Source organism: Halorubrum ejinorense, assembly GCF_039522565.1.
GTDB classification, from domain to species: Archaea; Halobacteriota; Halobacteria; order Halobacteriales; family Haloferacaceae; genus Halorubrum; species Halorubrum ejinorense.
On sequence record NZ_BAAADQ010000005.1, the window covers coordinates 21,955 to 46,346 of the forward strand.

A 24,392-nucleotide genomic window follows, 5' to 3' on the forward strand; every position below is an offset into this window, starting at 1 on the left:
TCGCTTCCGGGGTGGAACTGAAAGTGTCCCACCGGTCGATACACCTGGTGCCGCGGTGCTATCAGTTAGAGCTTCTGTGTCTGTGAGGCATCAACAGGGCCAGTTGTCGGCTTATCTGATCGGGACTGTCCATCACGCAACTGGAGGTATGCCGCGGCGATGATCGCGTAGTAGGGGAGGAAAAACACTGCCGAGAAGACGACAATGACGAGATCGGCCGCAACCGAGAGGCCAGCGAGGGTTAACAGGGGCGCGATGGCGCCGATAACCCCACCGAACAGCGCGGACGCAAACACGAGGACACCGAGCTGAAGTCGAGAGCCACGAGCTAACCCCCAACTTCGCTTCAGGGAGCTGATCACGCCTTCATCTTCGACAGCGACAACGAAGATGAAAAACAGGAACGAGGCGGCCAAGAACAGCCCTGGGATCAGGAAGAAAACCGATCCAATCATGACCATAATTGTGACGAGTACTCCGCCGACCAGTGCGATAACGGAGGCGCGGCCGAGTCGCTTCGTCACCGAAGCGGGGAACGACCCGGCCTCGCTGAGCGGTTGCGCAAACGTCCGTGACAAGACGACGAAATACGCCGAACTCAGGAGAACAAGTACGCCCAGCGCCGCAAGTGCGATCTCGCCTGAGATCGGAAGTACGAGCCCGACGTTGCTGCGAAATTCGGTTGCTACCTCAGGAGGAAGAAATCCGAGGATCGCTGTATTAACCATTGTTTGTGTTCCGATCTGGATGGCAAGGAGCCCGAGGAAGAGGACTCCACCAGTCCGGGTGAAGATACGCCGAATACCGTCGCTAACCGCATGGCTAAGTTGGAGGGCCATACCTGCGAACGATCCTACGGTCGTCTAATAAAATAACCGAAATAAGCGCGTGAGCTACCGAACGAACTGGTCTCGGTAGTACTGCGAGACGACGTCACGCTGCGGGCAGTCGCGGTCGTGCGGCAGGTTGTCGATCGTCGTCTGGTGGCCGTCGGGACCGTCGATACGGACGCGAGCCTCGCACTCGGTACACTCGATGAACTTCGGCTCGGTAATCGCGAGCCCGTCGACGCTCGGCGGACTACCCGAGGGAACGATGCGGAAGTGTGTCTCCCGGTCAGCGAACGAGCGCAGGCTCATCGCGAGCCCTCCGCGCTCTCTTCCTGGTCGTCGACGCGAAGCCACCCGGCAGCGCGCTCGAACACCTTCGCGGCGCCAAGGTGTCGGAGAATGCGCCCGACCGCTGCGCTCGACCGACTGGAGGCTCGCCGACTACGGGCAGCCTCCTCGAGGATGTCCGCCGCGAGAGTTCGAAGGCCGCGCATCTCAGGGCCCCTCCGTGACGGTCACCGCGGCACGATGCTCGTCGTCGATCACCAGCTCGGACAGCGCCTCGCCGCCACAGGGCGCCCACTCACCCTCCTCGTCATCCCACCGGTCGACGTGCCGCTCGGCGTGCCACGGTTCTCCCGGAACGCGCTCGTAGCGGACGCGCCGACGCTCACCCGATTCGGTCTCGTAGGCGATCGTCGGGAGGCCCTCATTCGACATCGTCCACCTCCCGATCCTCAACCAGTGACCACCGCGGATCGCTCGTCAGCGCCTCGACCGTCGACACCATCTCGGCGCCGAACGCCGGCGTCCGCGGGTGGGAGTTCCCGGTCGAGACGGTGAGCTCGACGTAGTCGTCTTCCACGCGGTCGACCACGGTGGTGAAGCGCGGCTGCGGCTCCCACAGTGGGACGTCGTGCGGCTCGGGCACGTCCTCAGGGTCGGCCCGGGACTCGTCGCAGCGCCACGTCTGGCCGGCCTCGACGACACCTGCGCGCTCGACGAGGTTAGGCATCGTCGTCCTCCTGGACGTCGTCGACGGCGTGGTCGTAGAACGCTGCGTCGAGGTACGGGATCTCATCGCCAAGGCCGACCACCTCTCCGGGCTCGTAGCCGGTGAGATCCGGTGCCCAGCCGATCTCCTGACACCACGTGGCGATCGCGTACTTCGCGACGGCCTCCTGGTCGCCGTCCCACGCGCCGTCGTACCGCTTGCCCTCCAAAAGTAGCATCACGAGGTAGTCGATCGGGTTGTTGATGTTCAGCAGCTCACCGTCGACGGCGAGCCGGATTGAACTCCGGTCGGCGCTCGACGCGGGGATGTCGTCGTCCTCCTCAGCCTGCCGAAGCTGCTCGGCGACCGACGAGGCGTGACCCATCTCGTCTTCCGTCACGCCTCCAACACCTCCGTCCGACCGTCGGCCGTGGCGATGCGCGGGCTCGCTGCGAGGTGCTGGCCCAGCTGCTCGTCGATCGCCGACCGGTCGACCCAGCCCGGGATCGGCACGGCGCCGCGGGCGTAGTCGACACGGCGCTGGTGCTTACAGCGGGCGCCCCGGTGGAGCGCGTCCGGGCAGTCGCACGTCTCCGCGATCGCGTCGACGGTGTACGTCCCGGTCGGCGTAACGACGAGGAACTCCTCGTCGCGGAGGTCCTGCTCGAGCCGCTCGTCGAGGACGGTCATACTCTCGGTGAGCGCCTTCGCCGCCCGCTGGTCGAACGTTCCAGGGCCGGTGGTGGCGTCGACAGCGTCGGCCTTAGACATCGCCGACCTCCATGTCGCCCCACGCCTGCTCGACGGGTAGATGCATCAGCCGCGCGCTGGGGAAGTCGTAGGTCTTCCCGGGCTTGTGCGCGTTCTGCGGGTTGCCGTCGACGTACACGCACTCGTAGACGGCGTTTTCGACGTCGATCCCGGGCAGGTACGCGTGCATCTTGTACGTCGCGAGGTCGTACCCTTCGGCCTCGTAGTGCGCCTCGAGGTCGTCGTACTTCTGCTGGCGGACGAACACGGCCTGCCGGGTGACGATGTCGATCGCGACGCCGCCCGAAACGGGCTCGGTCCGGACGTTCGCGAGTGCGTCGGCGACGCGCTCCTCGTACGAAGGCTCGGCGTCGTCGAAGTCGGCGTCGACAGCGCCCTCAGGCATCGGTGGTCACCCCCTCTGCCTCGTCGAGCATCTTCGCGACCGTACACGTCGGGCAGTCGCGATCGGGCGCCCAGACGAAGATATTCCCACAGTTCACGCAGTACACAGACTCGTCGAGGTGATCCGATTCACTCGGGAGCTCCTTCGACGATCCGTTGAAGTCCGGTTTCCGCATCACGCGCTCACCTCCTCGGCCTCGAGCAGCTCGTCGACATCAGGCAGTGCGTCGCCGTAGTCCACGCCGGCGCGCTCGGCCGCGTTCGTGTTCACCGAGAGCCACTCCCGAGCCTCGGCGTGGGCCGCTCGGACTTCTTCTTCGTCGTGGATGTCGAGCCACGCTGCGTCGGCCTCGGTCGCGACCTCCTCGCAGAGCTCGGCCACGCGCTCGCGAGCACGCTTCTCGATCGCCCAAATGAGCTTGCCGACCGACGTCTCCATGGCGGTCGAGACTGGGTCCGACTCGTCGAGGCTCTCTTCGCGGATCTCTAGCGCCTCCTCGGCGTCGGCGCAGGCGGCGGCAAGCGCGTTCAGCTGCTCGTCTTCGGCGAAGTGGTCGTGGACAACGTCGCCGAGCAGCGAGTCGAAGCCCGACACGTAGGGCGACTGGTGCTTCGAAAGCTCCTTGCGAGCAGTGCGACTGAGGCGCGACATCAGGCGCTCACCTCCTGGTGCCGCTGGAGGACGTCGCCGAAGCGCGAGACCATCGCGACGGTCGGCTCGGGGTGGCCGTCGACGGCGGCGGTGTCGACCGCGTCGATGTCGGCCCACTCGCCCTCGTCGACGTAGTACCGGCGTTCGTACGCGACCTGTGCGTCGGCGCTCATGTACAGGACCGTGGCGCCGGTCGCGAAGCCGAGGTCGTCGTCGTTGTAGTCGATGACGCCGTTGACGCGAGCGACGGCGTAGCAGCGGACCTCGCCGTCGGCGGGCTCGACGTCAGGCTGGTTCATCTGGCTGATCGCTGCCTCCGAGATCGCTCGCGGGCCTTCCAGGTCGTGAAAGTCCGGAGCGCTACCGTTTTGGGATTGGGTTGTGTTTGCGGACATGCTGTCGTTAGTGGACAGCACGGTCAGGGGTGCTCCAACACCCCGGGCCACCTTCTGAGGCGACCACTCCCGTGCTTCCTACCTCATACTCTATTCGCTGTCCACTTATAGTTAACGTATTGTAGTCTATAATACGGTGCGTCTTGCCGTAAGTTACTTACTGCTATCGCTACATTGTAGGGATATGGCTACGTCAGTCACAGGTGTGCTAACGCCCGCTGATCTCAATGATACCGATAACGCCGTTCTTGACGTCCTCCGCGGGGGCCGGGTGACCCCACAGTACGCGGCTGAGGAACTGGACGTTTCCCGGACATACGCGAGCGAGCGGCTGAAGCGGCTCGTCGAACACGGCCACGTAGAGAAGGTCGCACCGGGGCTCTACGAGCTGGTAGAGGATCCTCGAGACATCGAGGGTGCCCGTGAGATGATCTCTGGTATTGAGAAGGAGGTCAAAAAGGCCGAGCAGGGTTCTGCCGACAGAGATGTTGAGAACCTCCGAGACCTCAAGCAGCGGATCGAGTCGGAGCTTGAGAGGAGGCTCGATGAAATCGACGAGGGGAACGATGCCTGACGCCGAGACAGAGACGTTCGAGGGGTACCTCATCCTCGACTGGCGTTCGGGTGAGCAGCGCCAGCGGAAGACCGAGCCGGCGGACCTCGCGCCACACCAGCTCGCGATCCCCTACTCGATCGACGTCGACGTCCCCGAGGTGACCGTGCCGACGATCGAGGCCGCGATCGAGGTGCCCGAGGCCGAGGTCGAGCAGTCGATCGTCGAGGAGACGCGTGAGCTCGCCGACGACTTCGAGCAGGGCGACGCGTAGCCTGCGGCATCTCTCTGAAAGCCGCGTTGTTGGGACAAGGAGAATCGGATGCTCCAGGCCCCGGCGCTGGGGTTTATATGCGTTTTCAGTACCCCTCTATTCTCGTCGTCGGTTGAAGAGCCGGCGAGTGGTCGATATGAATGCTGAAACACTAATCGAGGCGTTTCGAATAGCCATCGTAATTATCGTTGCCGTCTGGGTCGTAGTCCAGGTGGCGGCGATTCTCTACTAAGGCCACTGGGGGCGTTGACCCCCCCTCCTCCGGCTTATTTCACTGCGCTCAGTACAAGATCACCAGTATCTGGAGCAATGTCCAAACACTGATGATAGTCACGACTGCTGTCCCGAACAGATCTACCGCTTTTTCGACGTTCATAGCTTACTTCGCCGGTTGATTCCGGCGACAAGTGAGCCGATGCCAGATTTGCTATTATAAACCCTCGTGCCGGAGGCTGCGGTCAGCCATGATTCCCAATTCTTCACCACTATGACACAGTGCTATAGAATGTTTTTCTCTATCCGATTGAGAATAATCACATGATGTGGTGGCTATACGCGAAGAAGTCTGTAGAGTCATTAGAGATTCAAACAATGAATATCACATTTCTGTCTTTTTGTATTTAACACAGTCTTGAGACAGGACATATGGTTGGTGAACACTTTATTATTCTAACCTCCTTGTGAGGTTATGCGTCCGGTACCACAACCCCCAGAAATAGTTCGCCAGCAGCTCCGCGATGTCAACCACATCCACGTCGATGATGAAAGTGCCATCGACGTGCCTTGGGCCAACCTTCAGCACGAACTCGAGATAGTGCGTGACGATCCTGCGGTTGAGACAATCTTCAAGACAGAATACTGGGAGGCAATATCAGTTGATGCGCGTCTCGCAGAGGTCGTGTATCAACAAGTCGGTGTCGACGATGAGGAAGTGCGCAGAGCTCTCAGTTACTGCCACACACTCGCGATGCCGGAGTGGATGGACTACAGCCATGGAGGCCGACCAAGAAGGGACTCATTTGTTATCCCGGCGTGATTAGAGAGCTCTATGACCGAGACCTTCGACGTCGAGTGCCCGGGCTGCGGCGAGACGAAGGGGCCGATCACAACCCATCCCGGTACCGTCGGCATCCACTGCTCGTGTGGCGTCTCCTCGAGTGTCGACATCGAAGCGCAAGAGATCGGCGACTGGTGGGAGCGGTAATGTCCCACGTCCACCCCGAACCGGAGGTTCATATGTAAAGGCGGCCAAGCGGGGTTAGAGGTCGTGTCAGAGCGGTCTCAAGTGGCCGTTACGGCTGCGAGCGCAGGGCTTCACTGCGCTATAGAAACCACCCTGAAGCCGCTCAACCATGAGCGAAGCCACAAAAGCGACAACCGTCATCTGTTGCACCGTCTTGGTCTTGGCGGGCCATGCGGAAGGTGCTGTTCTGATGACGGTTGTCGTCACGAACTACGTCGAGTAACCTCGACGAGTGTTCCCTTTTTTGATCAGGCTGTTAGCCTGACCGCTTATGGAGACGCACCTTCGTCTGTCATGGTCTCCGGCTGAATTTAGGATACTGTATCCCATTAACCTTTCCATCAGCAAAAAACAGGGGTTAGAAGCATCGAGAGGCCCTAAAGAACCGTTTGCGAATCAGGTTGAGATTACAGAGTGCCTATCGCTTGGCTTCTTGGGTCGAACCGCTCATCGCTCGCGAACAGCGACACGATCTCCCTCACACCGCGGTCAGCATCCCACCCGTCGCCGCGGTAGTGCCGCACGGGCTGTCGCCAGGGCGACCGCTCGTAGTGTGCCCACAGCCTCGTCCCCCCGTCAGCCGTCGGCGTGAGCCGGACGTGGTAATGCCAGACGCCGAGGAAGCCCTGCGGCCGGTAAGCGTAGGAGCCGACTTCCCACACGCGCTCACCGTCGACGACGTCGTACTGGATCGACGCGAGCGTCGCCGGCCAGACGCGCTCCATCGACCGGAGCTCCTTACGAACCTCGGCCGGCGCCGCGTCGATCGTCCCGACGAGTGTCCGGGTGTTGAGCTGGAGCCCTGTCTTCTCGGGAAGCGCGTCGGCCGCGGCCTCCAGGTCGACGTCGACGTGGTCGTCGACGACGTTGAGCTCCTCGTCGAGGTCGCCGTCGGCGAGCCGGTCCACGATCGGCAACACTCGACGTCGGAAGCGCCAGAGGTCGGGCCACCGGCCGAGGTACCGCCGCGCAGCGAGCAGCAGTACGAGCGCGACGAGCGGAACGACGATCGGTCCCCAGAGGTCGGCAGTCGCGATGGGGTCGGCAGCGATGCGTCTCAGGGTGTTGAACACGTGGTGTAGCATTGTCACTGATTGCCGGAATGCGAGAAGATCAAAACGTATTCAATAATCGAACGATGGAACGGCGATAGGGACAGAACGTCCCTGCTGGAGGCGGGACCATACCCACAACCTCCCACCACTCCTCTGACAGCCCCGCCTCTTTCCGCGATTGCGTCTAAGGTTTAGGTGACGAGTAGAACTCGTGATTTCGGGCGCGTAGCAGTTTCTGGTCTGCCCACCGCGATATATGACAACTTATTAAAATTACGGAGCTATGTAAACTAATGAATGTCAAACTCGTCTAGCAAGCCTGATTGGCTCAAAAACACAGATGAGAAAGTTCTCCTGCTCCCCCCATACTGGGCTATTACGCTGGCCGATTTTGTGATAACATTCACCAGTATACTAATAGGTACGACCGTCGCGTTCGGAGTCACTGTCGTAGGTCTTGAGGAACACGTTAACCTAATTCGGGGAGAGTACCTATTTGAGGCGGGCATTGTCCTCTTCGCTTTCGTATGTGGCTTTGTTGTGAAATTACAGTATCAAAAATACTCGTATCGCCGTGATCACGACGAGGATTAGACAGAATCAGCGAGCGCCTCGTAGTCGTCGCGAAGGTCGTCGACGATCTCCCCAGCCGTCCGCCGGTTCTCCAACCGGTATTCGCGCTCCGACGTCGACGACCGCTCGACTCCACGGATCTCCTGGGCGCCTTCAGGCAGCCGGGGATGCGAGATCGCCTCGACGAGCGGCACGTCCGGCGCCGGCTCGACGAGTGTGAGCGTCGCCTCGACTTGCGCCTCTTGGACGTCCTTCAGGATGGAGAGCGCCAGCTGGTCGCACTCTCGGTCTGAGGTCGCCCCGGGGATCTTCCGCTCAACCGTCCGCGCCTCCGAGGGGTCGACCGTGGGCGTCGTCGCCTCGCCGCGGTAGCGGAACTCGTAGTCGGCGCCGTACGTAGTTCCCTTCGACATGTCGCCACCGTCGAGGATGGCGATGCCACCGACGTCCCACTCCATCCGGTAGTCCTCGCCGCGCTCGTAGACAGTGTCGTCATCCAAGTCGTAGATGCGCTCGGAGTCCGGCACGATCCAGGGATCGCCGAGCCCGGTGAGCGAGCTGCTCTCTCCCTGCGAGAACTCCTCGCCCTCTCGCCCCTTCGACCGTCCGAATACGACCACGCGCTCGTAGGCGTCTTCGATGGTGGTGCGCTTCTCCAGCCTCGTCGCCGGCGCCGCCGAGTCCCGCGTCCGCTGACCGATCTGCGTCCACTCGATGATGATGCCGGTCGGATCGTGCGGGTCGGCGTTGGGGTCACGCCGCGCCTCCCACACCATCCGGCCGTCGTCGGCGATCGACGCGAGCACGTTCTCGAGGCGGTCCCGATACTGCTTGTCGAAAAGGACCGGCGTGTCTTCGAGGTCGGCCCGAAGTTCGATCTCGTCGACGGACTGCCCGGCGTCGTTCTGCGCCGGCGACGTCGTCGGGTCCGAACTGTACCCTGACAGCGTCACGCGAGCGCGGATCTGCTGCGTGGCAGACGCGAAGTCACCAGCGACGGACTCAGCGTTCTGCGCCTCGATCCAGTTGTCACCCTGGTCGTTCGAGATCGCGACGGCCTGACCGCTCTCGGTGTTCGACATCTGGACCGAGAGCGTGCCGGCGATGACCTGCTCGACGCTCGCGATGTCGTCGAAGACAACGTCCACCGTCCCCGGGTACTCGCCCGGCCCCTGGAGGATCTCATCCTGCGGCGTGTCGTCAAACAGGAACGAGTCGCGGTCGTCGGCGACGTGGGCGCAGTCGACGTAGACCGAGTCCGACCCCGAGGCGGTGACCGAGATGGTCACCGTGTGAAGTCCCGGCGCGAGCGCGCTGTCCGGGTTGAGATTGGACACGTTTCGCCAGTCGAGGTCGAACTTATCAGCCGACGCAGCGAGGGCATCCGACGGGTACGATTCCACGGTGGCGCCGTCAAGCGTGATGTCGAACGCCGGGTTGCCTCCGTTGATCACGGCCTCCAGCTGCGAGAACTGGAGCTGTCCCGTGGGGATCTCGTGGTCGTTCCGGAACGTGAACTCGTAGCCGTCGCCGGGGACTTCGAGCCGGATAGCCTGGTTGCCCGACCACGCGCCGTCGTTGCCCTCCTGATCGGCGAGGTAGATCGTGGCGTTCGTGTCTGTGTCCTCCGCCTCGACGAACCATCCTGTCTGGTGCCGAGAGATGCCGTCGAGCTGCGTCACTTTGATCGGATCGGAGGGCGCGAGGGGGTTCAGGAGGTCGTCCTCGAGCGAGCTCCCGGACCCCGCGAGCATCAACACGTCCGAGCGCGTGTCGGTCGCCGGGTCGTCGACGTTGCTCGCGTACTCGGTGTGGACGTCGATCAGCTCCTCGCCGGCAAGGTGATTCTCCTTCTCGTCGTACTGGATGTCGTCGGTGTACTCGTCGAGTTGCGACGCCCCCGTTCCCTCGAGGACGGTGCGCGAGCCGCCGTCACCGGTGACCGTCCGTGTCCCCTCCAGCGTGTCGATCGGGAGTTGCGTCCCGTCGATCCACACCCACATCGGTTGGCCCTTCAGCGACTCCCAGCGGTCGGACTCGGGCACCGTGATCTCGACCAAGGGGCGCTGATTGACGTCGGGCGACCAGTCGTAGTCGACGACCGTCGGCGTGAGCGGGGCCGTTCGCTCCGGTGTTTCGATCTGGACGTACGGCCCCGACGTCGGGGCACGGACGCGGGAGAGGCCGATGTCGGGCGTCGACGCCGTGTCCGCCTCGCTCTCCGCACTCGCGTGCTCTGTAAACGGCCGGACCCGGTAGCGATATTCCGTGTCCGGCTGGACCGTGTCGTCCACGTAGGTTTCGGCATCGACGCCGGCGTCGTCGATGACGCGCTCTGGCCACCAGTCGCCGTCCGGGCCGCGCCGCTCGCGGATAACCTCCTGGCCGGACTCGTTGTCGGCGTTGTCAGTCCATGAGAGCTCGATCGTGGTCTCGGCGGCGGCTGTCGCGACGAGCGCAGTCGCCCCCGGGAAGATCGTCACTATCGAGACCGTCGACGTCCACGCACCCGTGCGGTGTTCGGTCTCGGTCCGTGCTCTGATTTCGTACTCCTCGCCGTCCTCGCGCCCGACGAACTCCATCGTGAGCGTGTCGAACGCCCCGACGAACTCGCCGAACCCGGTCGCGTTTGAGTCCCACGACGACTGCCCCGTCTCGCGAATCTGGATGCGGACGGAGCCGTTGTTCGTCGTGGCGCTCTCGCGGTCGACGGCGACCTCGTCCTCGACGCCGTTGCCTAGGTTGGGCTGGTCCTCGTCGGGTAGCGTGGTGGTGAACGTCGATGGCATCTATTGGTCCTCCGTCTCGGCGTGGGTGGTCTGCGCGACGACGCGGCTCTCGTACGCCTCCCCGTTCAGCAGACCGTCGACGGTCTCCGACTCCGTGGTATTGCTAACCGTCGCGTACGTCTGCCATGCGGACGCACCCGCCTCGCGGTACTCAACGCGCGTTGAGCCGTTGTTGTGGGTCGCACTCCACGCGTACTCGACAGTAGCGTCCCCCACAGCAGGGTGCGCGAGGTTGGTTGGTGCGGGCAGGACCGTAACGGCCGTGGCGGTGCCGGACTGCGCGCTCGCGTGGTCGGTGGAACGAGTGAGTCGGTAGGTGTACTGCTCGCCGTCGGGCAGCCCGGCGTCCGTGTACAATGTCAACGCGAGATCGGACACCGTCGCGATCGTCGACCACGTCGAGCCGCCGTCGTCCGATCGTTCGATGGTCATCGTACCATCCGTCGAGTTGTCGGGGAGCGTGTACTCGAGAGTCAACTCCCGCAGAACGGTGTCGTCGATCGCGTCCAGCGTCGGATCTGGGAGTGTCGTGGTACCGGAGTCCTCATTCGTCGGCTGCGAGTCCGTTCCCGAGTAGACCGCCCGAACGCGGTAGTAGTACGCCTCGCCGTTCTCCAGCCCGGCATCGGTGTACGAGACGCCAGCCGCGGTCCCGACCGGCGCATAGTCCGAGACGACGCTCCCGCTCGACTCGGCGCGCAGCACCTCGTACTCGACCGCGTCTCGCACGCCGGTCCACGAGAGGTCAATCTCGGACTCCCTGACGGCGTCGACGGTTAACGAGCGCGGGTCTGTGTAGACGGTGTCGGTGTAGGACCAGTCCGACGCGCCAGCGCTGTTATTCGCCCGGACGCGGAAGCGGTGGCTGTTCGTCGACGGCGACGCGGAGTAGGAATATGTCATCGTCGCACTACTTACGTTCGCGACCTGCGTGTACGAGCCGCCGTCCTCGCTGACCTGTATGTCGTAGTCTGCGGGGTCGCCCGCCGACGTGTTTTCGGTCCATGTCAGGTCGATCGTGTCGTCGCCGGTGACAGACTGCGTCAGATTGTTTGGCGGTTCGGGGGCCTGTGTGTACGATATTATGACTTCTTGGCTGGTCGAACCGCCGCGCTGGTTCGTCTGGACGGTAGTCAGCCCGTCGTCGTAGTTGCTCCCACCGCCACCGCCTCCGCCGTCGCCGGAGTTTTCGGACCCGCCGCCACCGCCGTACCACCCGCCGCCGCCTCCTCCGCCCTCTATGTACCCGTCGCCACCCGAACCGAAACTACCACTCTCGGCGTTGAAGCCGCCGCCGCCACCAGAGGTTTGCGTCCCACCGCTGCCTGCCGTTTCCGAAGCGTTGTTTGCCGCCCCTCCGTCCTGACCCGTATCAGCCCCCCCGTCGCCGCCGGAAGCGGCCTGACCCCCGCCGCCCTGTGCCCCCGCACCGGCGCCGACTGCTATTCTGTCGTTAAGTCCCGTCCCACCAAAACGAACGTCTGCTGAACCGCCGCCGTCACCGCCCCCTCCCGCACCCAGTCCGCCGTCGTCGTTTATACGAACGTAAAGCGTATTTCCCGGAGAGACGTTTAGCGTTCCTTTCACAACACCGCCGGTTCCGCGAAGGAAACCAAATGGTCCGTTCCCCTGACCCCCCCGGCATTCAATTGTGACTTCGTTGACGTTCGACGGAACCGTGAACGTCCCGTCGGCGGTGAACGTCTGCGACGCCATCTACAGTCTCACCTCCTCCCTCGCAACAAGCCCCTGCTCGACGCCAGTATCCACGACGCTCGTCGACGCGATCGGGTCGAGCAGTGCCTCCAAATCAGGGGGGATTGCCTCACTCACGCTCCCGGGGATCCACACCTCCAGCGACTCGCGGCCGCGCTCCAGCTCGACGTCGACGGCATAGACGTCGCCGGCGTTGGTCCCGGCGACGGCCTCGAACTCGATCTGTGCGGCGACGCGTGCCTGCCCGATGTCCATCAGGTCGACGTCGGCGGGCTGCCAGTCGGTCGCGAGGTCCGCGTCGTAGGAGGGCAGGTCGACGGCGGTCCAGGTGTCGGCGCCGGCGTCGTACGTCTCGGTCTCGAGGGCGGCCGTGGCGTCGGCGGTGGTCGGCTCGTCGATGGTGAGGCGGAGCAGGCCGTTCTCGATGACGATGGCGCCGGCGAAGTCGTGACTCGTCGAGAACACGCGCCCCCACGCGACGACGTCGTCGGCGTCGAGAATGGAGTCGTGCCCGTACGTGTCCCACACGCCGGCGTCGACGTCGCCCTGGAGCTGGTAGTCGAGGTCGTAGAGGTAGACCGGGTCGTCGATCGCCTCGGCAGTCGCATCGTACTGATCGACGGCGCCGTGCTTCGCTTCGACCGTCGCGACCGGCGTCGGGCGCTCGCGCTGCGTCGGCTGGGACGTCGAGTCGACGATGCGGACGCGCCGGGCGTCAGCCGGGATGCCGACGATCGCGTCGGTGTCGTTCCCGAACGGGTGGCCCGGGTCGGGCTGGCTCGGCGACGTCTCCACGGTGATCGTCTGCTCCTTCTGCGTGCCCTTCTTTGTGAGGTTCGCTCCGACAGAGATCGCGCCGGCGGCCTGCGGCATCGCCGGTTCGTCGTCGACGAGCTCCGCCGTGTAGTACGCGTCCGAGGGCTGGGACTCCTCGACCGCGGCGAACGGTGCGGCCTCGATGTCGTTCGACGAGAGGATCTCTCGGAGCTCTCGGGCCATGCGCTCGGCGTACTTGCCCCGGTAGTCGACGTCGAGGCGGATGTCCGAGGCTTCGCCGGAGAGGCGCTCCACGCGCCCACTCCCACCGAGCACGCCCTGCCGGGAGAGGCGCGCCCGGGAAGCGTCGAGGCGGTTGCTCGCGATGCTGCTCTCCGAGATCTCGCTGCGGTAGTAGCGGCGAGTCATCGGGTATCCCTCGCGACGGCGTCGATCGGGTCGCCGGCGTCGATCGCCTCGACGCAGGTGATCGATCCCGAGAAGGTGGACATCGACTGCCCCGGGAAGTCGGCGCCGGGGTTCTCGAAAACGACCTGGAGCGGGTCGTACACGCCGCCCTCGCGATGCTGTCCGAACCGGAGCGTCGCCGGGCCGTCACCGAAGATACCGGCGCCGGGGAAGAGCTCACCACTCACGGAGGAGACACGCGTGTTCCGCAGCCACCAGAAGAGGCACGCGATCTGTCGCGTCGGGTGTTCGCCCGTGGCGTCGCTCTTCTCGAAGTTGCTGGGATCGCCCGTGTCGCCCCACTGGAGCGGGTTATCGTTCGGGCCGGTCGCGCCCTCCCAGGAGTTGAAGTCGATGGTGACGGCGAACTGCGAGCTCCCGAGGTTGATGAAGAGGTCCTTGTTGATCGGCGCGTCGACGAACTCATCTATCGTCCCGTCGACGAGCGCGAGCAGCGCCGACCCGGGCGTCGCCCTGATCTCGGTGCGCTGCTCTTGGCTCACGCTGAGGCCCTCCTCGCCGCCGGTGAACATCTCGAAGCGAGCGGTGCGACGTCCGGTGCCGTCGGGGTCGCCCTCGATCGAGATCGAGGCGATACGGTCGGCTACTGGTAGGTCGGTCATGGGATATGAATGGAATCGACGCGGTCCGCTGGGCGAACCTCTTTATCAGCGCGCTACGACGTCGCCGATATGGCGATCGGGAAACACCCGCGAGAGTGGGTCGTAGAAACGATGGGGCTTTTCGGCTCCATCGTTGCTGGCGTTACTGCGTACTCTCGCGGAGACCTGATGCTGGGTATTGCGGGGGGATTAATTCTTATCCTGACACTCTATGTGACGCAAATTCGAAGGTCAGAGTCCATCAGCGTACGCGACCGCTGATCTCTTGGTTGAACTTGCGGAGCGCCTCGCGCTTCGCCTCTTCGGCAGCACGCTCGATCTCCTGACGCGTCGCCCCGTCGACAGTGACGTTGGACTCGACGCGGATGTCGTTTCGCTGTTGGGGGTTGTCGTCGTCGGTGGTGTTCCCGTCGAGGAGACTACCGATTGCCTCCTCGATACGACTCGCCGCGTCTTGGAGAGCTTTCCCCTGGGCCTGACGTCCCTCTGCTGAGAACACAGATCCGGAGAACTTGTCTTCCGGAATTTCAGAGAGGTTTGCCCAGTCCGGCGTTCGCTGATTTATTGCCTGTCGCCGTTGGTTCAGCGCACCTGGATCAGTAACTCCTACGCTTTCGGGCGTGAGGAACGCGCCTCCGGAAGCCGCTGAACCGGCTGCCGAGCCACCAATATTTTGGATAGCCTTGATGCCAGCAAACCCAGCAGCAGCAGACGCTCCTCCAAGCAGGGCTTCTGGCAGGCCGATTGAACTACTGACCTCGTCAGCTGCGGGCTTGGTTGACAGCCCTGGAGACGTGGTCGGGCCTGCCCGTGGCGGCCCATCCTGGATCTGCTGGATGTCGTCAGGAGGCGCCGGCGCGCCGTCCGGGCTCGACGTCCCGCCGGGCTGCGGGTCGCTCGCCGGCGCCGACGTCGGGTCCGCGATCGGCACCGGATCAGGCTGCTCGACGGGCAGCGGATCCGGCTGCTCGATCGGCACTGGGTCGGGTTCGACGACATCGAGCGGGTGCCAGTCCGGCTCGGGAACACGCGGCGGCAGCCAGCCCGGCGGCTCCAGCTTGGGGAGCTCCGGCCACGAGAAGCTCGAGAGCACGCTCGAGAGCGCGCCCACGCCGAGCAGGGCCCCAGCGCCGAGGATGGCCGCCCCGCCACCGAGCAGGCCGCCAGCGCTGCGAGCAGCCCGGTCGAAGTTGCCCTCTTCTTGGGCGTCGACCAGCTCCTCGAGGAGCCTGTTCCGTTCACGAGAGAGCGAGTGCTGCTCGCGCCACTCGTCTGCCGCCCCGCCGCCTCCGGAGCCGCCCCCGCCGCCGCTGACGCTCGCCTGGACGTCCATCGGGACCGACGACAGCGCCTCCTCGACGTCGGCCTTGGCCTCGGTGAGCGACCGGTCGTCGATGATGACCTCGACGGTGTTCTGCGTCTCGAACTCAGTCACCGTCGGTCACCTCGATGGGCGGGTTCTGGAGGTAGGGGAACGCGGTCATGAGAAGCTCGACATCCTCCCAGCTGAACTCGTCGAACTGTGCGGGCGAGAACCCGCAGTACATCAGGATGGCTCGTCCGAGGTAGGTTCGTCCGGCGCGTCCCCCTTCTTGGCCGCGACACGCTCGGAGTAGCTCTTCCGATGCCCGTTTCCCAAGGTGTTCTCCTCGGTGACGCGGTTGGAAATCCACTCCGCGAGGTACGGCGACGGGGTGTCCCGGACGGCTGCGATGCGGTCCTGAAGTTCGGCACCGGCGTCGAGGAACGGTGCCTCGACGAGGCCGGCGCCGGCCCAGTAGTTGTCGAGCATCGCCTCGACGTCGACGTCGCGACCGGCGCGCTCGGCCTGGTCCTTCGCACGACTGATCAGGCCGGTGAGTTCCGCCTTCTCCCCGGGCGTGAACGCGCGGATCGACCACGTCGCGTCGGGGCCGTACTCGTCGAGCGCCTCCTCAAGGGCGAACATCTGCTGTTCGACCTCGCCGGCGAGCTGCTTGGCCTCCGTCGACGTGATCTCGCCGGCGACCTCGGCCTCCGCGATGGAGTCGAGCCGGTCGCCGAGGCGGTCGGCCTCCTCTTCCAGGTCGAGCTCGATGACGTCGCGGGGCATCACTTGGCCTCCGCGGCCGCGGCCTCGGCGACCGCTGTCAGCCGGTCGATGGTGAGGTCGTTGCCGTCGGTGAGGTCCTCCTCGGCGTTTCCGATGCTCTCCCACGAGTAGGTGGAGTGGGTGATCCCCTCCATCGGGAAGCGCAGGGCGTTCGCACCGGGAGACTCGAACGCGAGCTCGCCGTCGGCCGCTCCGTCGACCGTCGTCGCCGGGCCGTCAGCAGAGCCGAGCCCGAGCTCCAGCAGGTCGCTGTCCATGACGACCGAGTTGAGGTTCAGCGTCGGCTCGGGGTTGCCGATCACAGCGGCGACAGGCTCGCGTACCCACTCGCGCTGCGGGCGGGCGCCGTTCGAGACCGACAGCGTCGCCGACTGCGGCCGGGCGATCTCCGTCGACGTCGGGATATTGATCGACCCGCCGTGGAAGATGAGCGGCGTCCCGTCCACCTTCGGCTGCGTGCCGGGCGTGAACGACGTGTTCGGTGTCTCGCTGGCATAGAAGCCAGTCAGGGAGACGCCCACAGGGTCGCCGATGGAGATGTCGAGCTCCATCTGGTTGAAGACGACACCCGAGAGCGCACGTTCCGCGAAGCCGTTGACGAGGTCGGCGCCGACGTACCATCGCGCCGACTGCATCTCGCCCTGAACGAACTCCCACGTATAGCTGTAGGGTTCCGACGACTCGCCGCCGGCGGTCGGTGGCTGACCGAACACCTGGTTGAGGAACCACGGGTCGACCGCCTCGAACGACAGCGAGAACGCGCCGTCGAAGACGCCCTCAACCGTCTCCTCCGTCTCGTTGCTCCAGTTGCGCTGCCGGGTCTCGTCGTTGTCGAACTCCAGCGTGTCGATCGTCCCGTTCCGCCCTGGTGTCTTGTACTGCGAGTCCGACGGCGAGCCGCCGTAGTCGCCGACCGGCTCGTGGACGAACGCGACGTCGACGTTACCGCCGCTGGTCATCTGTACCTCCGCCTCCGTCAGTCGTGTTGGTTGTGAGTGTCATGGTGGATCAGCTGTCTGCGAAGCCCGTCAAGCGGACGTCGACGCGGTAGTCGTAGAAGTCGGCGTAGTCGCGACTCCGGTTCGTCCCGTTCTCCAGAAACACGGTGTGGTAGCCGCGCCCAGCGACCGCCGGATGCTCGTCCGCTGCCTGGAGCGCGTCCCGCACCAACCGGTAGAAGGTGGTGAAGTCGATGCCGTCCTCGCCGTCCGGGTCGACGTGTCCGTGTTCGCGACAGGTCAGCCCCTCGACGCGCAGCGAGACGATCGCCTCGGCGTTGTACTCGTCGCCGAACCCGCCGTGCGACTCGTCGTCGTCGACGAGCGCGGCGCTGATGTAGTTCGACTTCTTGAGGTCGCCCTTCCGCTTCCGGATGCCGGCGCCGTCGTAGATGTCCGACTCGTTGCGGTCGACGCGACGGATAGGCACGGCGCCGTCGGGGACGTCGGCCACGGCACCCCAGGCGAGCGGCGTGCCATCCGTGATCGACGCGATGGTGTCGAACACCCACTGCGTCTCGGGCGCCGTCACGACGCCACCTCGCGCCGTAGCCAGTCGAGTGCGTGTCGGGCGAAGCGCGTCTCGCGAACGCCGGCGACCTCGACCTCCGGGAGGAACACGCGGTAGCCGCCACCCTCACGCTCGTACTCCTCGGCGACCCAGTCGGGCGGGTTGTGGCGATCCTCCCAGATGAACGAGAGGATCGGGTCGCCCTCGATCGTGTGGTCGGACGTCCCCCACTCGAGGTAGGGTGCCGCCTCGTGGTCCCAGCCGAACCGGATCGTGAAGTGCCGGTCGGACTGTTCGATGATCTCCGGGCCCTGGAGCGAGTCGATGACTGACTCGATGCGGTAGTCGAACTCGCGGGCGTACTCGCGAAGGCGCTCGTGAGCTGCCTCGATGGCGCCCGAGATGAACCCGTCGTTGCCGAGGTACTGCGCAGCGGCCTCGTCGAGCGCGGCCTCGGCGGCAGCGTCTTCCCAGCTCATCAGTCGCCCTCGCTGGTGCCGCTCCGGAGCTCGCGGAACGCCCGGACGTTCTCGGGGCCGATGACGTACACGACCGTGCCACCCCACGCGAGGATGAGCGCGCTGAGCAGCGCGGCGCCGACGTCGGTGCCGACGGTGAGCGCCCAGGCCGGGAAGCCGAGCCCGTAGACGAGCACCCAGATCGTCGACAGCCAGCGCCACCGGTAGTCGGTCTCGGTGGTGACCGCGCCGTCGTCGACGTCGTCGGTAGTGTTGCTAGTCATGATTGTAATCATGATTCGGCGTACTCTTTTTCAGAGTAGCACCCGTATTTCGTGTATGAACGAGGATTTGGAGGAGATCGGTGGCGCCGTGCTCGTGGGTGTGACTGTACTCGCCGTCCTCGACAGACTGGTTGCCGCGAGGCCTGAAGTCGCCGGGTTTCTGGGCTTAGTTGCAGCCGCCACGGTGGTAGCAATAGCAATCTTGCTGTCGCGGCCGACGTTCTGAGTCGGTCACTCATCGGTACACTTCGAGCAGCTCGTCGGCCTTCTCTCGCATCGCGTCGGCCTTCGTCTCGATATTGTACACGCTCGCGTTGCTCGGGATCTCGATGACGGCTTCCTCGGCGAGCTCGGCGCCGGCGCGCAACGCGACCGCTCGTCGAACGTTGCTCGGGATGCCCTCGTGTCCGTAGCTGAACTCCGCGTAGACCGCGTTCGCCCAGGCGTCGAGGACGTACTCGTCGTCATCGTCCTCCTTGAGGAAGTTCGTCGTGTCGAGGTAGAGCCGCGACCAGCCGCCGTTGTTGACACGCAGGTAGTAGTCCTCCCCCGACGGCGGCCACGACCCTTCGGTGTAGTCGTCGCTCGCCACCCAGTCCTCGTAGGTGCCGTCCTCGGTCCGGACGTGGAGCGCTGCGATCGACTCAGCGTCGCGTCGGTCGAGGTCGATCTTCGCGTAGTCGCCCTGCGACGTCTTCGGCGTGGCAGGCTCACCGACGAGCTGGGCGGCGCCGGTCGGGAAGTCGTACTCGTCGTCCCGTGTCTTCGGCGCCGTCGGGATCGTGACAGCGTCGGCCTCGGTGAGGATGTCGGCCCCGTCGGCGGCGTACCAGTGTCGCTTGAGCGACTTCTCCAGCGGCTCGGTCTCCGCCGTGATCGCGTCGACGGCGATCCGCTGGTCCTGTGGGATGTCGCCCGGGAGGTCGGCCTTCCGCAGGGCTCGGCGGACATCCTCGAGCGTACAGTAGCCGACCTCGCTCATCAGTTACGCCTCCAGCTCGGCGCGACGCTCGCCGACAGCGTCTTGGACGGTCGTCGCCGACTCCGCCTCGGCGATCGCGTCCAGGTGCTCGTCGTGCTCGCCGGCGCGAACCTGCTCCGCGCGCTCTTGGTAGTGATGCTCGTGGGTCCACTCGTCGACGTCGAAGCCCTCGCTCTCGGCCGACTCTTCGGATTCGTCGAGCGTGTCGACGGTGTCCTCGCTGGCGATCTCGGGCTCGTCGATCGTCTCGTCGCCCTCCACGCGAGCGAACTCGTCTTTCTCGCAGAGGTAGTCGGCGAGGTCCTCCTCGACCTCGACGACGTCACCTTCCTCGAAGAGGTGACCGCTCGTGCGGTAGCGGCCACCACCGTTGTAGTGAACGTACGGCATTCAGATCACTCCGCGATGCCGGTGATCACGACGGCCGCCTCGGGCGCCTCGACGGCGAAGTCGTCACGAACTCGCATGAAGTAGCGGGCGAACAGGTCGTTCTCCGCGACCTTGTCCGTGTCCGTCAGCACGCGGATCTCGACGTCGTCGTAGAGGCCGTAGATGAAGTTCTCCGGGTGAGTGAACACCGCGGTGTCCTTGGGCCAGTTGGCGACGCCGACGACGTCGTAGTCGAACGGCGTGGCGTCGCTGTCGCCCATCAGGACGGCCGCGCCCAGCGGGTCGTTCCGCTCGGCGAGGTCGTTGTGGTAGTTCTGGAGCTGGTCGAGGTTCATGTAGAACCGCGGATCGGTCCGCCCCGAGCGCAGGTACTTGTTCGGCATCGCCAGAATCGACTGGTTGAACAGTGCCGTGTTCACCGCGACGGGGTCGCCAGCTCCGTCCGTGTGGTCGTAGGTGTTGACGTCGGCGTCGTTCTGGAGGATCTTCAGCCAGCCGTCGTTCTGGTTCAGGAAGGCGTCGGCAGACGCCTCGTCGCCGTTGATCGCGAGGTCCTGCGTGTCGATGGCGAACTGTCGCGCCAGCATGTCGAGGATGATCTCGTCGACGTTGTCGACGGTGTCGTCGACGGCCTCGCGCGTCAGGTCGTACGAGATGGTTGCCTTCTCGACGTCCATCAGGACCTGCGAGGTGTCGACCGTCGCGTTGCCGGCGTCGCCCTGGCCTTCGTCAGCGCCGCGGCGCTGTCGCTCGCCGACCGAGATCTTCGGGATCGCCATCTTCTGGCGCGGGAGGTCCTCGGTGCGGCCGTCCTCGAGCATCGTGGCGGTGTCCTGAACAGCCTGGTAGAACTGTTCAAAAAGGTCGCGAGGCAGCACACCGCCGGCGACATCGGTCGTGTCGAACTTCGCAGCCGCGCTTTCGTTCTTCTCCCGGGTCCGGTCGATCGTGCCGTTGGTGTCAGTAGAACTCATCAGTTACCACCCGCCTTCCGCGGGTCGAGGGTGAAGCCGCTGTTCTTGCCGCCGTTCTCGTCGCCGCCCTTCTCCGTCCCGCCGAGCTGCTGGCTCTCGGTGGTGCCAGTCTGCTTCGAGATCGCGTCGATGCGCTCGGCGTTCTTGTCCTGGTTCTCCTTGAGGCGCTTCGCCCACTCCGGGGCGTCCTCAAAGGGGTCGTCGTCACCGGGGTCGACGTCCTTCTCCTCGAGGGCCTCGTCGATCCGCTTGCTGTTCTCCTGCTGTCCGTTCCGCAGCTCCTTCGCCCACTCGGGGGCGTCGTCGAACGGGTCGTCGTTGGTGTCGTCACTCATGGTGTCAGTGTCGTCGGCGGACTTCGAGCCGCCGTCGTCATCGGCCGGTGAGTCGCCACCGGCAGCGTCCTTGTTGTCCTGTTCGTCGTCGACGTCGTCGCCACCGACCGCCTTCGCGTCGGGGCGGCCGTTCGTCCCACCACTCAGGGTGAGGATGTCGACGAGCGTCTTCGCGGCCTCGGTCAGCCGGCTCTTCGTCCCCGGCTGGTTGGACCCTTCTACCTCGACCGCCCGGCTGAGAAGTTGCCACAGGCGCTCGGCGGCTTCCTCGGAGTGCCCGCGGGCGAGCGCCTCTTCCATGAAGCCGTCGGGGTCGCCGAGGTAGTCGTCGAGGCGCTTCTCCGCAGCGCTGGCTGCCTTCGCCTGCGCTTGAAGGATCTGCGCGTCGGGGACCGCGGGGATGTCGACCGCAGACACCTCGCGGATGAGGCCGTCGACGAGCTCGTAGATGGACTCATCGCCCAGCTCTTCGGGGACCTCGACGTCGTCGAGGTCGTCCTGCTCGTACGGGCCGCCCCAGTCGACCTGGACGGCGCCGATCGAGTAGCCCGAGATGATGTCGTCTTGAATGAGGCCCCAGAGCTCCTCATCTTCGATGGCCCACTCCTGGACCCAGGCGCCGGCGTCGACGGTCTCGCCGCCGATCTCCTCGGCCTCGTCGAGGACCTCGTTGCGCTGGAGGTCCATCCACGAGTCCGGGAAGACTGCGTGCATCACGCCGCCGCCGGCCTGGCCTGCCTCGTAGAAGGTGCCGAACTGGTCGGCGAACGACCGGAGCGTGTCCTCGCGGACGAAGTCGTTCTGGAGGTCGGCCTTGTCCGGGACCATCACGATACCGGCCGCGACCTGCTCGTCGTCCTCGTCATCCTTGGTGACGAACTCGACGTCCTTCTCGAACGCCGTGCCTCCCGCCTGCTTCACCGAGGGCATCTGTCAGCCCTCATCGTCGTCGGCGGCGTCAGCGTCGGCGTCCTTCGTCTTGTCGAGCTCCTTGGCACGACCGGTTCCGAGGACGCCGCGCTTCTCGCCGCGCTCTGTGTTCTTGTCGCTCATGGTGTCGTTCTCGTAGAATCGCTCCCGGTCGTACCTCGCTTGCGTGGGGAGTCGGGCGCTCCCACGCTAACGGTCATCGGCAGTTCGTCAGTAGTTATTTATCAAATCACGAGTGTTTATTGAACGGAATGAAGTTCCGCAAAGCGATCATCGTGTTTGAGGATGACGACTGGGATGAGGGTCCGAACAAGCATCCGCACTCTGAGGTCGAGATTCACGAGAATGGATGGGTAAGTGCTGAAGTCATTGAGGAGGATACGGATTCAAAGACAACCGCATACTATTCTCCTGATAAGGTACACGCTGTTTACCCAGAGTAATTTGCCCGCACACCTTTCTCGGAGTGGGTGATTGAGATTTAGATCTCGCTGGGGACGTCGTCGGGGACGTCACCTGGGTCGGGCGTCGGCCCCTCAGGCAGCCGCTCGTGGTTGTTGGTGATCTCGAGATAGCCGTACTCCAGCCGGATGTTCGCGTAGTGGTACGACCCCGCCGACGGCGCATTAACGAGGTCGTTCCACACGGTCACCGGGACGTCGACGTACACGTACAGTGAGTTCTGGCCATCCGGTCGCTTGAACGAGAGGAACAGCTCTCGTTCGCCGAAGTCGTAGAGCCCCTCGTCGAGGTTCGAACTGTTGAACGTCGTCTGCTCGATCGGGTCCTTGTCGACATCGATGTCGACGCTCGCCCGCTCCCCGATCTTGTTATCCTCTGGCGGCGCCGCCTTCGCTCGCATTGCCTCTGACTTATCGCCGTCGGTGCCGCTGGCGTCGAACTGGGCCTCGAACTCGGAGAGCGTCATCTCGCCGCGCTCGTCGTCGAACGGCTCCAGCCCGAGCTCCTCCCGGGCCTCGTTGACGGTGCCGACGCCGGCGAGGCGCATCGCCCGGACGCGCTGTTCGGCCATCTGTGCCTCCTCCTGCGGCTGGTCGGCGCCGTGGAGCTCGAAGTCGATCGTCCAGTCGTCGACGCCAAGCGCCTGCTGGTGGAGGATGGTGTAGAGCCGGGACTCGAACTTCGCCTGCTCCGGCGCGATGACGTCGGTCGCGAATTCTCGGACCTGCTCCTTGGAGTTGGCCCGGTTCGACGTCGACGTCACGTTGATGAGGATCGGCGGCACCTCGTGGACCTTCGCGATCTCGTGCTCGTTCCGCTCGCGGAATGCCTGGAACTCCATGTCGAGATCCTCCCGCGAGCCGATGGGCTGGAGTTCGATCTCGACGTCCTTCGGGTCGCCGCCCTGGAGCGGGTTGTCCTCCTCGAACTCAAACTCGTCGACCTCGAGGATGGCTGTCCGGTACCGACTGCCCTTGAGATTGTCCATCAGCCCGCGGAGCTCCTCCTTGGAATCCTCGGTGAGTGTCCCGCCCGTCACCTGGATGGCGTAGTACGGGATACCGAGGTTGTCGAAGACGTCGTGGTTCCACTCCTTCGCCGCCTGGTCGGCGCCCATCGTCTGCATCGCGGCGACCCAGTCCGGGACGCCGTAGTACAGACTCAGTGGGCTGGGATTCGGGATGAAGATGAGCTCGTTTGCCGGCCCGTTCGGGAGGTCGCCAGCGTCGCTCGCAACCTCGCCCGTCTCCTTGTCGACGAACGTCGGGTCGTCGCCATACCGGTCGCCAGCCTCGCCGAAGTACCGACGTCGGCCCTGGCGGATCTGGACGTAGCCGTGGCCGCTCTCGATGATGTCGTCGGCGTCCTCACGCTCCTCAACCGTCGTCTTCCGGACTCGGACAGTCGCCGCCGGGACGTGTGCGAGGCCGATCGGCGTGCCGTCTCCCTCGACGAGGATCTCCAGCGACGTCCACCCAATGCCGTGGTAGTCCTGGCGTCCGAGTTCGAGTACTTCTTCGGGCGTCGACATCGCCGTGCCCTCCGGGCCGATTTGCCACCGCGAGTCGGAGCCGTACCAGAAGTCGCGAACGCTCTGGTACGCCTCGCCGTCCTCGTTGGGCGAATCCGCGCTCGGGTGCGGGGTGATGTCGAACCCGTAGCCCGCCTCGTACCGTGCCTTCTTGCGGATACACGCCTGGTGCGTTTCGTTGAGCTCTTGGAACGCCGCCAGCGTCTCGGGGTTGTACGGCGGCTGGATGCCGCGTCCGACATCGGTGGCGATGTGCCGCTCGTCCAGCTGCGTCGTCTCCTCAGCCTTGTCCATCGTCGACTGGTTGCCCAGCGTGTCGACAGACAGGGCGACTTGGTCGTCGACGTCGTCGGTAGTGTCGTCAGTCAT

Annotated in this window: 33 protein-coding genes; 7 read left to right on the forward strand and 26 right to left on the reverse strand. The window is 64.6% G+C overall.

Features of this window, described 5'->3' with window-relative positions:
* Window positions 1–65: 65 nt before the first annotated feature.
* The 10 genes from ABDZ89_RS06705 to ABDZ89_RS06750 all read right to left on the reverse strand — a co-directional run bounded on the left by ABDZ89_RS06705 (window position 66) and on the right by ABDZ89_RS06750 (window position 3,930).
* A complete protein-coding gene (locus ABDZ89_RS06705) occupies window positions 66–839 on the reverse strand; it encodes a DUF7847 domain-containing protein (protein WP_343777682.1) in 774 nt (257 codons plus the stop codon).
* A gap of 54 nt (window positions 840–893) precedes the next feature.
* Entirely contained in the window at window positions 894–1,139 is a 246-nt protein-coding gene (locus ABDZ89_RS06710; protein ID WP_343777684.1) for a hypothetical protein, read from the reverse strand.
* A 186-nt stretch (window positions 1,140–1,325) separates the two neighbouring features.
* Entirely contained in the window at window positions 1,326–1,550 is a 225-nt protein-coding gene (locus ABDZ89_RS06715) for a hypothetical protein (protein WP_343777686.1), read from the reverse strand.
* Window positions 1,540–1,845 (reverse strand): SNF2/RAD54 family helicase, encoded by a 306-nt coding sequence (locus tag ABDZ89_RS06720; RefSeq protein WP_343777690.1) that lies wholly within the window; start codon window positions 1,843–1,845, stop codon window positions 1,540–1,542. The genes ABDZ89_RS06715 and ABDZ89_RS06720 overlap by 11 nt, the downstream gene beginning before the upstream one ends.
* Window positions 1,838–2,224 (reverse strand): hypothetical protein, encoded by a 387-nt coding sequence (locus ABDZ89_RS06725; protein ID WP_343777691.1) that lies wholly within the window; start codon window positions 2,222–2,224, stop codon window positions 1,838–1,840. The genes ABDZ89_RS06720 and ABDZ89_RS06725 overlap by 8 nt, the downstream gene beginning before the upstream one ends.
* The gene (locus tag ABDZ89_RS06730) at window positions 2,221–2,595 is read right to left on the reverse strand and encodes a hypothetical protein (protein WP_343777693.1); all 375 of its coding nucleotides are present in this window, start codon (window positions 2,593–2,595) and stop codon (window positions 2,221–2,223) included. The genes ABDZ89_RS06725 and ABDZ89_RS06730 overlap by 4 nt, the downstream gene beginning before the upstream one ends.
* Window positions 2,588–2,980, reverse strand: a complete 393-nt coding sequence (locus ABDZ89_RS06735; protein WP_343777695.1) for a hypothetical protein — start codon at window positions 2,978–2,980, stop codon at window positions 2,588–2,590. Before ABDZ89_RS06735 ends, ABDZ89_RS06730 begins: the two co-directional genes overlap by 8 nt.
* A complete protein-coding gene (locus tag ABDZ89_RS06740) occupies window positions 2,973–3,155 on the reverse strand; it encodes a hypothetical protein (protein ID WP_343777696.1) in 183 nt (60 codons plus the stop codon). Before ABDZ89_RS06740 ends, ABDZ89_RS06735 begins: the two co-directional genes overlap by 8 nt.
* Window positions 3,155–3,631 (reverse strand): hypothetical protein, encoded by a 477-nt coding sequence (locus ABDZ89_RS06745; RefSeq protein WP_343777697.1) that lies wholly within the window; start codon window positions 3,629–3,631, stop codon window positions 3,155–3,157. The genes ABDZ89_RS06740 and ABDZ89_RS06745 overlap by 1 nt, the downstream gene beginning before the upstream one ends.
* On the reverse strand, window positions 3,631–3,930 hold the full coding sequence (locus ABDZ89_RS06750) for a hypothetical protein (protein WP_343777698.1): 300 nt from the start codon (window positions 3,928–3,930) through the stop codon (window positions 3,631–3,633). The genes ABDZ89_RS06745 and ABDZ89_RS06750 overlap by 1 nt, the downstream gene beginning before the upstream one ends.
* 280 nt (window positions 3,931–4,210) lie before the next feature.
* On the opposite strand from ABDZ89_RS06750, the gene ABDZ89_RS06755 reads away from it, so the two are divergent.
* The 4 genes from ABDZ89_RS06755 (at window position 4,211) to ABDZ89_RS06770 (ending at window position 6,057) form a co-directional block, all read left to right on the forward strand.
* Entirely contained in the window at window positions 4,211–4,600 is a 390-nt protein-coding gene (locus ABDZ89_RS06755) for a helix-turn-helix transcriptional regulator (protein ID WP_343777700.1), read from the forward strand.
* Complete coding sequence (locus tag ABDZ89_RS06760; RefSeq protein WP_343777701.1) at window positions 4,593–4,853, forward strand: hypothetical protein; 261 nt, start codon at window positions 4,593–4,595, stop codon at window positions 4,851–4,853. Before ABDZ89_RS06755 ends, ABDZ89_RS06760 begins: the two co-directional genes overlap by 8 nt.
* A gap of 688 nt (window positions 4,854–5,541) precedes the next feature.
* A complete protein-coding gene (locus ABDZ89_RS06765; protein WP_343777702.1) occupies window positions 5,542–5,889 on the forward strand; it encodes a hypothetical protein in 348 nt (115 codons plus the stop codon).
* Between the two features lie 12 nt (window positions 5,890–5,901).
* Window positions 5,902–6,057 carry a hypothetical protein gene (locus tag ABDZ89_RS06770; RefSeq protein WP_343777703.1) on the forward strand — a complete coding sequence of 52 codons (156 nt, stop codon included), beginning with the start codon at window positions 5,902–5,904 and terminating at the stop codon, window positions 6,055–6,057.
* 446 nt (window positions 6,058–6,503) lie between these two features.
* On the opposite strand, the gene ABDZ89_RS06775 is transcribed toward ABDZ89_RS06770, so the two are convergent.
* Window positions 6,504–7,181 carry a hypothetical protein gene (locus ABDZ89_RS06775; RefSeq protein ID WP_343777704.1) on the reverse strand — a complete coding sequence of 226 codons (678 nt, stop codon included), beginning with the start codon at window positions 7,179–7,181 and terminating at the stop codon, window positions 6,504–6,506.
* Window positions 7,182–7,448: 267 nt separating this feature from the next.
* On the opposite strand from ABDZ89_RS06775, the gene ABDZ89_RS06780 reads away from it, so the two are divergent.
* Complete coding sequence (locus ABDZ89_RS06780) at window positions 7,449–7,745, forward strand: hypothetical protein (protein WP_343777706.1); 297 nt, start codon at window positions 7,449–7,451, stop codon at window positions 7,743–7,745.
* Here ABDZ89_RS06780 and ABDZ89_RS06785 read toward each other — a convergent pair.
* The 10 genes from ABDZ89_RS06785 to ABDZ89_RS06830 form a co-directional block, all read right to left on the reverse strand.
* Entirely contained in the window at window positions 7,742–10,513 is a 2,772-nt protein-coding gene (locus ABDZ89_RS06785) for a fibronectin type III domain-containing protein (protein ID WP_343777709.1), read from the reverse strand. The two genes, ABDZ89_RS06780 and ABDZ89_RS06785, sit on opposite strands and share 4 nt — an antisense overlap.
* Window positions 10,514–12,229, reverse strand: coding sequence for a fibronectin type III domain-containing protein (locus tag ABDZ89_RS06790; RefSeq protein WP_343777711.1), 1,716 nt, complete (start codon window positions 12,227–12,229; stop codon window positions 10,514–10,516).
* Entirely contained in the window at window positions 12,230–13,414 is a 1,185-nt protein-coding gene (locus ABDZ89_RS06795) for a hypothetical protein (RefSeq protein WP_343777712.1), read from the reverse strand.
* On the reverse strand, window positions 13,411–14,076 hold the full coding sequence (locus tag ABDZ89_RS06800) for a hypothetical protein (RefSeq protein ID WP_343777714.1): 666 nt from the start codon (window positions 14,074–14,076) through the stop codon (window positions 13,411–13,413). The genes ABDZ89_RS06795 and ABDZ89_RS06800 overlap by 4 nt, the downstream gene beginning before the upstream one ends.
* A 241-nt stretch (window positions 14,077–14,317) precedes the next feature.
* The gene (locus ABDZ89_RS06805) at window positions 14,318–15,511 is read right to left on the reverse strand and encodes an MSCRAMM family adhesin (protein WP_343777716.1); all 1,194 of its coding nucleotides are present in this window, start codon (window positions 15,509–15,511) and stop codon (window positions 14,318–14,320) included.
* 111 nt (window positions 15,512–15,622) lie between these two features.
* Window positions 15,623–16,168: a hypothetical protein gene (locus ABDZ89_RS06810; protein ID WP_343777717.1), complete on the reverse strand. Its 546-nt coding sequence runs from the start codon at window positions 16,166–16,168 to the stop codon at window positions 15,623–15,625.
* Window positions 16,168–17,127 carry a phage tail tube protein gene (locus tag ABDZ89_RS06815; protein WP_343777719.1) on the reverse strand — a complete coding sequence of 320 codons (960 nt, stop codon included), beginning with the start codon at window positions 17,125–17,127 and terminating at the stop codon, window positions 16,168–16,170. The genes ABDZ89_RS06810 and ABDZ89_RS06815 overlap by 1 nt, the downstream gene beginning before the upstream one ends.
* Before the next feature lie 49 nt (window positions 17,128–17,176).
* Window positions 17,177–17,698: a hypothetical protein gene (locus ABDZ89_RS06820; RefSeq protein WP_343777721.1), complete on the reverse strand. Its 522-nt coding sequence runs from the start codon at window positions 17,696–17,698 to the stop codon at window positions 17,177–17,179.
* On the reverse strand, window positions 17,695–18,156 hold the full coding sequence (locus tag ABDZ89_RS06825; RefSeq protein WP_343777722.1) for a hypothetical protein: 462 nt from the start codon (window positions 18,154–18,156) through the stop codon (window positions 17,695–17,697). The genes ABDZ89_RS06820 and ABDZ89_RS06825 overlap by 4 nt, the downstream gene beginning before the upstream one ends.
* Window positions 18,156–18,419 carry a hypothetical protein gene (locus ABDZ89_RS06830; protein WP_343777724.1) on the reverse strand — a complete coding sequence of 88 codons (264 nt, stop codon included), beginning with the start codon at window positions 18,417–18,419 and terminating at the stop codon, window positions 18,156–18,158. Before ABDZ89_RS06830 ends, ABDZ89_RS06825 begins: the two co-directional genes overlap by 1 nt.
* Before the next feature lie 55 nt (window positions 18,420–18,474).
* Between ABDZ89_RS06830 and ABDZ89_RS06835 the strand changes: the two genes are divergently transcribed.
* Window positions 18,475–18,645 carry a hypothetical protein gene (locus ABDZ89_RS06835; RefSeq protein WP_343777726.1) on the forward strand — a complete coding sequence of 57 codons (171 nt, stop codon included), beginning with the start codon at window positions 18,475–18,477 and terminating at the stop codon, window positions 18,643–18,645.
* 9 nt (window positions 18,646–18,654) lie between these two features.
* On the opposite strand, the gene ABDZ89_RS06840 is transcribed toward ABDZ89_RS06835, so the two are convergent.
* From ABDZ89_RS06840 to ABDZ89_RS06855, 4 genes are read right to left on the reverse strand one after another with little or no spacing between them, the layout of a single operon-like run.
* Window positions 18,655–19,401 (reverse strand): hypothetical protein, encoded by a 747-nt coding sequence (locus ABDZ89_RS06840; RefSeq protein ID WP_343777727.1) that lies wholly within the window; start codon window positions 19,399–19,401, stop codon window positions 18,655–18,657.
* A gap of 3 nt (window positions 19,402–19,404) precedes the next feature.
* Window positions 19,405–19,791 (reverse strand): hypothetical protein, encoded by a 387-nt coding sequence (locus tag ABDZ89_RS06845; protein ID WP_343777729.1) that lies wholly within the window; start codon window positions 19,789–19,791, stop codon window positions 19,405–19,407.
* 5 nt (window positions 19,792–19,796) lie between these two features.
* A complete protein-coding gene (locus ABDZ89_RS06850; RefSeq protein WP_343777730.1) occupies window positions 19,797–20,765 on the reverse strand; it encodes a phage major capsid family protein in 969 nt (322 codons plus the stop codon).
* Entirely contained in the window at window positions 20,765–22,030 is a 1,266-nt protein-coding gene (locus ABDZ89_RS06855; RefSeq protein WP_343777732.1) for an XkdF-like putative serine protease domain-containing protein, read from the reverse strand. Before ABDZ89_RS06855 ends, ABDZ89_RS06850 begins: the two co-directional genes overlap by 1 nt.
* A gap of 251 nt (window positions 22,031–22,281) precedes the next feature.
* On the opposite strand from ABDZ89_RS06855, the gene ABDZ89_RS06860 reads away from it, so the two are divergent.
* A complete protein-coding gene (locus tag ABDZ89_RS06860; protein WP_343777734.1) occupies window positions 22,282–22,473 on the forward strand; it encodes a hypothetical protein in 192 nt (63 codons plus the stop codon).
* Window positions 22,474–22,511: 38 nt separating this feature from the next.
* Here ABDZ89_RS06860 and ABDZ89_RS06865 read toward each other — a convergent pair whose 3' ends face one another.
* Window positions 22,512–24,392, reverse strand: coding sequence for a phage portal protein (locus ABDZ89_RS06865; RefSeq protein WP_343777736.1), 1,881 nt, complete (start codon window positions 24,390–24,392; stop codon window positions 22,512–22,514).

Excerpts from the sequence above, each read along its gene's own strand:
- ABDZ89_RS06705 (WP_343777682.1), bottom strand. The coding sequence starts at position 839 with ATGGCCCTCCAACTTAGCCATGCGGTTAGCGACGGTATTCGGCGTATC.
- ABDZ89_RS06710 (WP_343777684.1), bottom strand. The coding sequence starts at position 1,139 with ATGAGCCTGCGCTCGTTCGCTGACCGGGAGACACACTTCCGCATCGTT.
- ABDZ89_RS06715 (WP_343777686.1), bottom strand. The coding sequence starts at position 1,550 with ATGTCGAATGAGGGCCTCCCGACGATCGCCTACGAGACCGAATCGGGT.
- ABDZ89_RS06720 (WP_343777690.1), bottom strand. The coding sequence starts at position 1,845 with ATGCCTAACCTCGTCGAGCGCGCAGGTGTCGTCGAGGCCGGCCAGACG.
- ABDZ89_RS06730 (WP_343777693.1), bottom strand. The coding sequence starts at position 2,595 with ATGTCTAAGGCCGACGCTGTCGACGCCACCACCGGCCCTGGAACGTTC.
- ABDZ89_RS06735 (WP_343777695.1), bottom strand. The coding sequence starts at position 2,980 with ATGCCTGAGGGCGCTGTCGACGCCGACTTCGACGACGCCGAGCCTTCG.
- ABDZ89_RS06740 (WP_343777696.1), bottom strand. The coding sequence starts at position 3,155 with ATGCGGAAACCGGACTTCAACGGATCGTCGAAGGAGCTCCCGAGTGAA.
- ABDZ89_RS06745 (WP_343777697.1), bottom strand. The coding sequence starts at position 3,631 with ATGTCGCGCCTCAGTCGCACTGCTCGCAAGGAGCTTTCGAAGCACCAG.
- ABDZ89_RS06750 (WP_343777698.1), bottom strand. The coding sequence starts at position 3,930 with ATGAACCAGCCTGACGTCGAGCCCGCCGACGGCGAGGTCCGCTGCTAC.
- ABDZ89_RS06755 (WP_343777700.1), top strand. The coding sequence starts at position 4,211 with ATGGCTACGTCAGTCACAGGTGTGCTAACGCCCGCTGATCTCAATGAT.
- ABDZ89_RS06760 (WP_343777701.1), top strand. The coding sequence starts at position 4,593 with ATGCCTGACGCCGAGACAGAGACGTTCGAGGGGTACCTCATCCTCGAC.
- ABDZ89_RS06765 (WP_343777702.1), top strand. The coding sequence starts at position 5,542 with ATGCGTCCGGTACCACAACCCCCAGAAATAGTTCGCCAGCAGCTCCGC.
- ABDZ89_RS06770 (WP_343777703.1), top strand. The coding sequence starts at position 5,902 with ATGACCGAGACCTTCGACGTCGAGTGCCCGGGCTGCGGCGAGACGAAG.
- ABDZ89_RS06775 (WP_343777704.1), bottom strand. The coding sequence starts at position 7,181 with ATGCTACACCACGTGTTCAACACCCTGAGACGCATCGCTGCCGACCCC.
- ABDZ89_RS06780 (WP_343777706.1), top strand. The coding sequence starts at position 7,449 with ATGTCAAACTCGTCTAGCAAGCCTGATTGGCTCAAAAACACAGATGAG.
- ABDZ89_RS06785 (WP_343777709.1), bottom strand. The coding sequence starts at position 10,513 with ATGCCATCGACGTTCACCACCACGCTACCCGACGAGGACCAGCCCAAC.
- ABDZ89_RS06790 (WP_343777711.1), bottom strand. The coding sequence starts at position 12,229 with ATGGCGTCGCAGACGTTCACCGCCGACGGGACGTTCACGGTTCCGTCG.
- ABDZ89_RS06795 (WP_343777712.1), bottom strand. The coding sequence starts at position 13,414 with ATGACTCGCCGCTACTACCGCAGCGAGATCTCGGAGAGCAGCATCGCG.
- ABDZ89_RS06800 (WP_343777714.1), bottom strand. The coding sequence starts at position 14,076 with ATGACCGACCTACCAGTAGCCGACCGTATCGCCTCGATCTCGATCGAG.
- ABDZ89_RS06810 (WP_343777717.1), bottom strand. The coding sequence starts at position 16,168 with ATGCCCCGCGACGTCATCGAGCTCGACCTGGAAGAGGAGGCCGACCGC.
- ABDZ89_RS06815 (WP_343777719.1), bottom strand. The coding sequence starts at position 17,127 with ATGACCAGCGGCGGTAACGTCGACGTCGCGTTCGTCCACGAGCCGGTC.
- ABDZ89_RS06825 (WP_343777722.1), bottom strand. The coding sequence starts at position 18,156 with ATGAGCTGGGAAGACGCTGCCGCCGAGGCCGCGCTCGACGAGGCCGCT.
- ABDZ89_RS06830 (WP_343777724.1), bottom strand. The coding sequence starts at position 18,419 with ATGACTAGCAACACTACCGACGACGTCGACGACGGCGCGGTCACCACC.
- ABDZ89_RS06835 (WP_343777726.1), top strand. The coding sequence starts at position 18,475 with ATGAACGAGGATTTGGAGGAGATCGGTGGCGCCGTGCTCGTGGGTGTG.
- ABDZ89_RS06840 (WP_343777727.1), bottom strand. The coding sequence starts at position 19,401 with ATGAGCGAGGTCGGCTACTGTACGCTCGAGGATGTCCGCCGAGCCCTG.
- ABDZ89_RS06845 (WP_343777729.1), bottom strand. The coding sequence starts at position 19,791 with ATGCCGTACGTTCACTACAACGGTGGTGGCCGCTACCGCACGAGCGGT.
- ABDZ89_RS06850 (WP_343777730.1), bottom strand. The coding sequence starts at position 20,765 with ATGAGTTCTACTGACACCAACGGCACGATCGACCGGACCCGGGAGAAG.
- ABDZ89_RS06855 (WP_343777732.1), bottom strand. The coding sequence starts at position 22,030 with ATGCCCTCGGTGAAGCAGGCGGGAGGCACGGCGTTCGAGAAGGACGTC.
- ABDZ89_RS06860 (WP_343777734.1), top strand. The coding sequence starts at position 22,282 with ATGAAGTTCCGCAAAGCGATCATCGTGTTTGAGGATGACGACTGGGAT.
- ABDZ89_RS06865 (WP_343777736.1), bottom strand. The coding sequence starts at position 24,392 with ATGACTGACGACACTACCGACGACGTCGACGACCAAGTCGCCCTGTCT.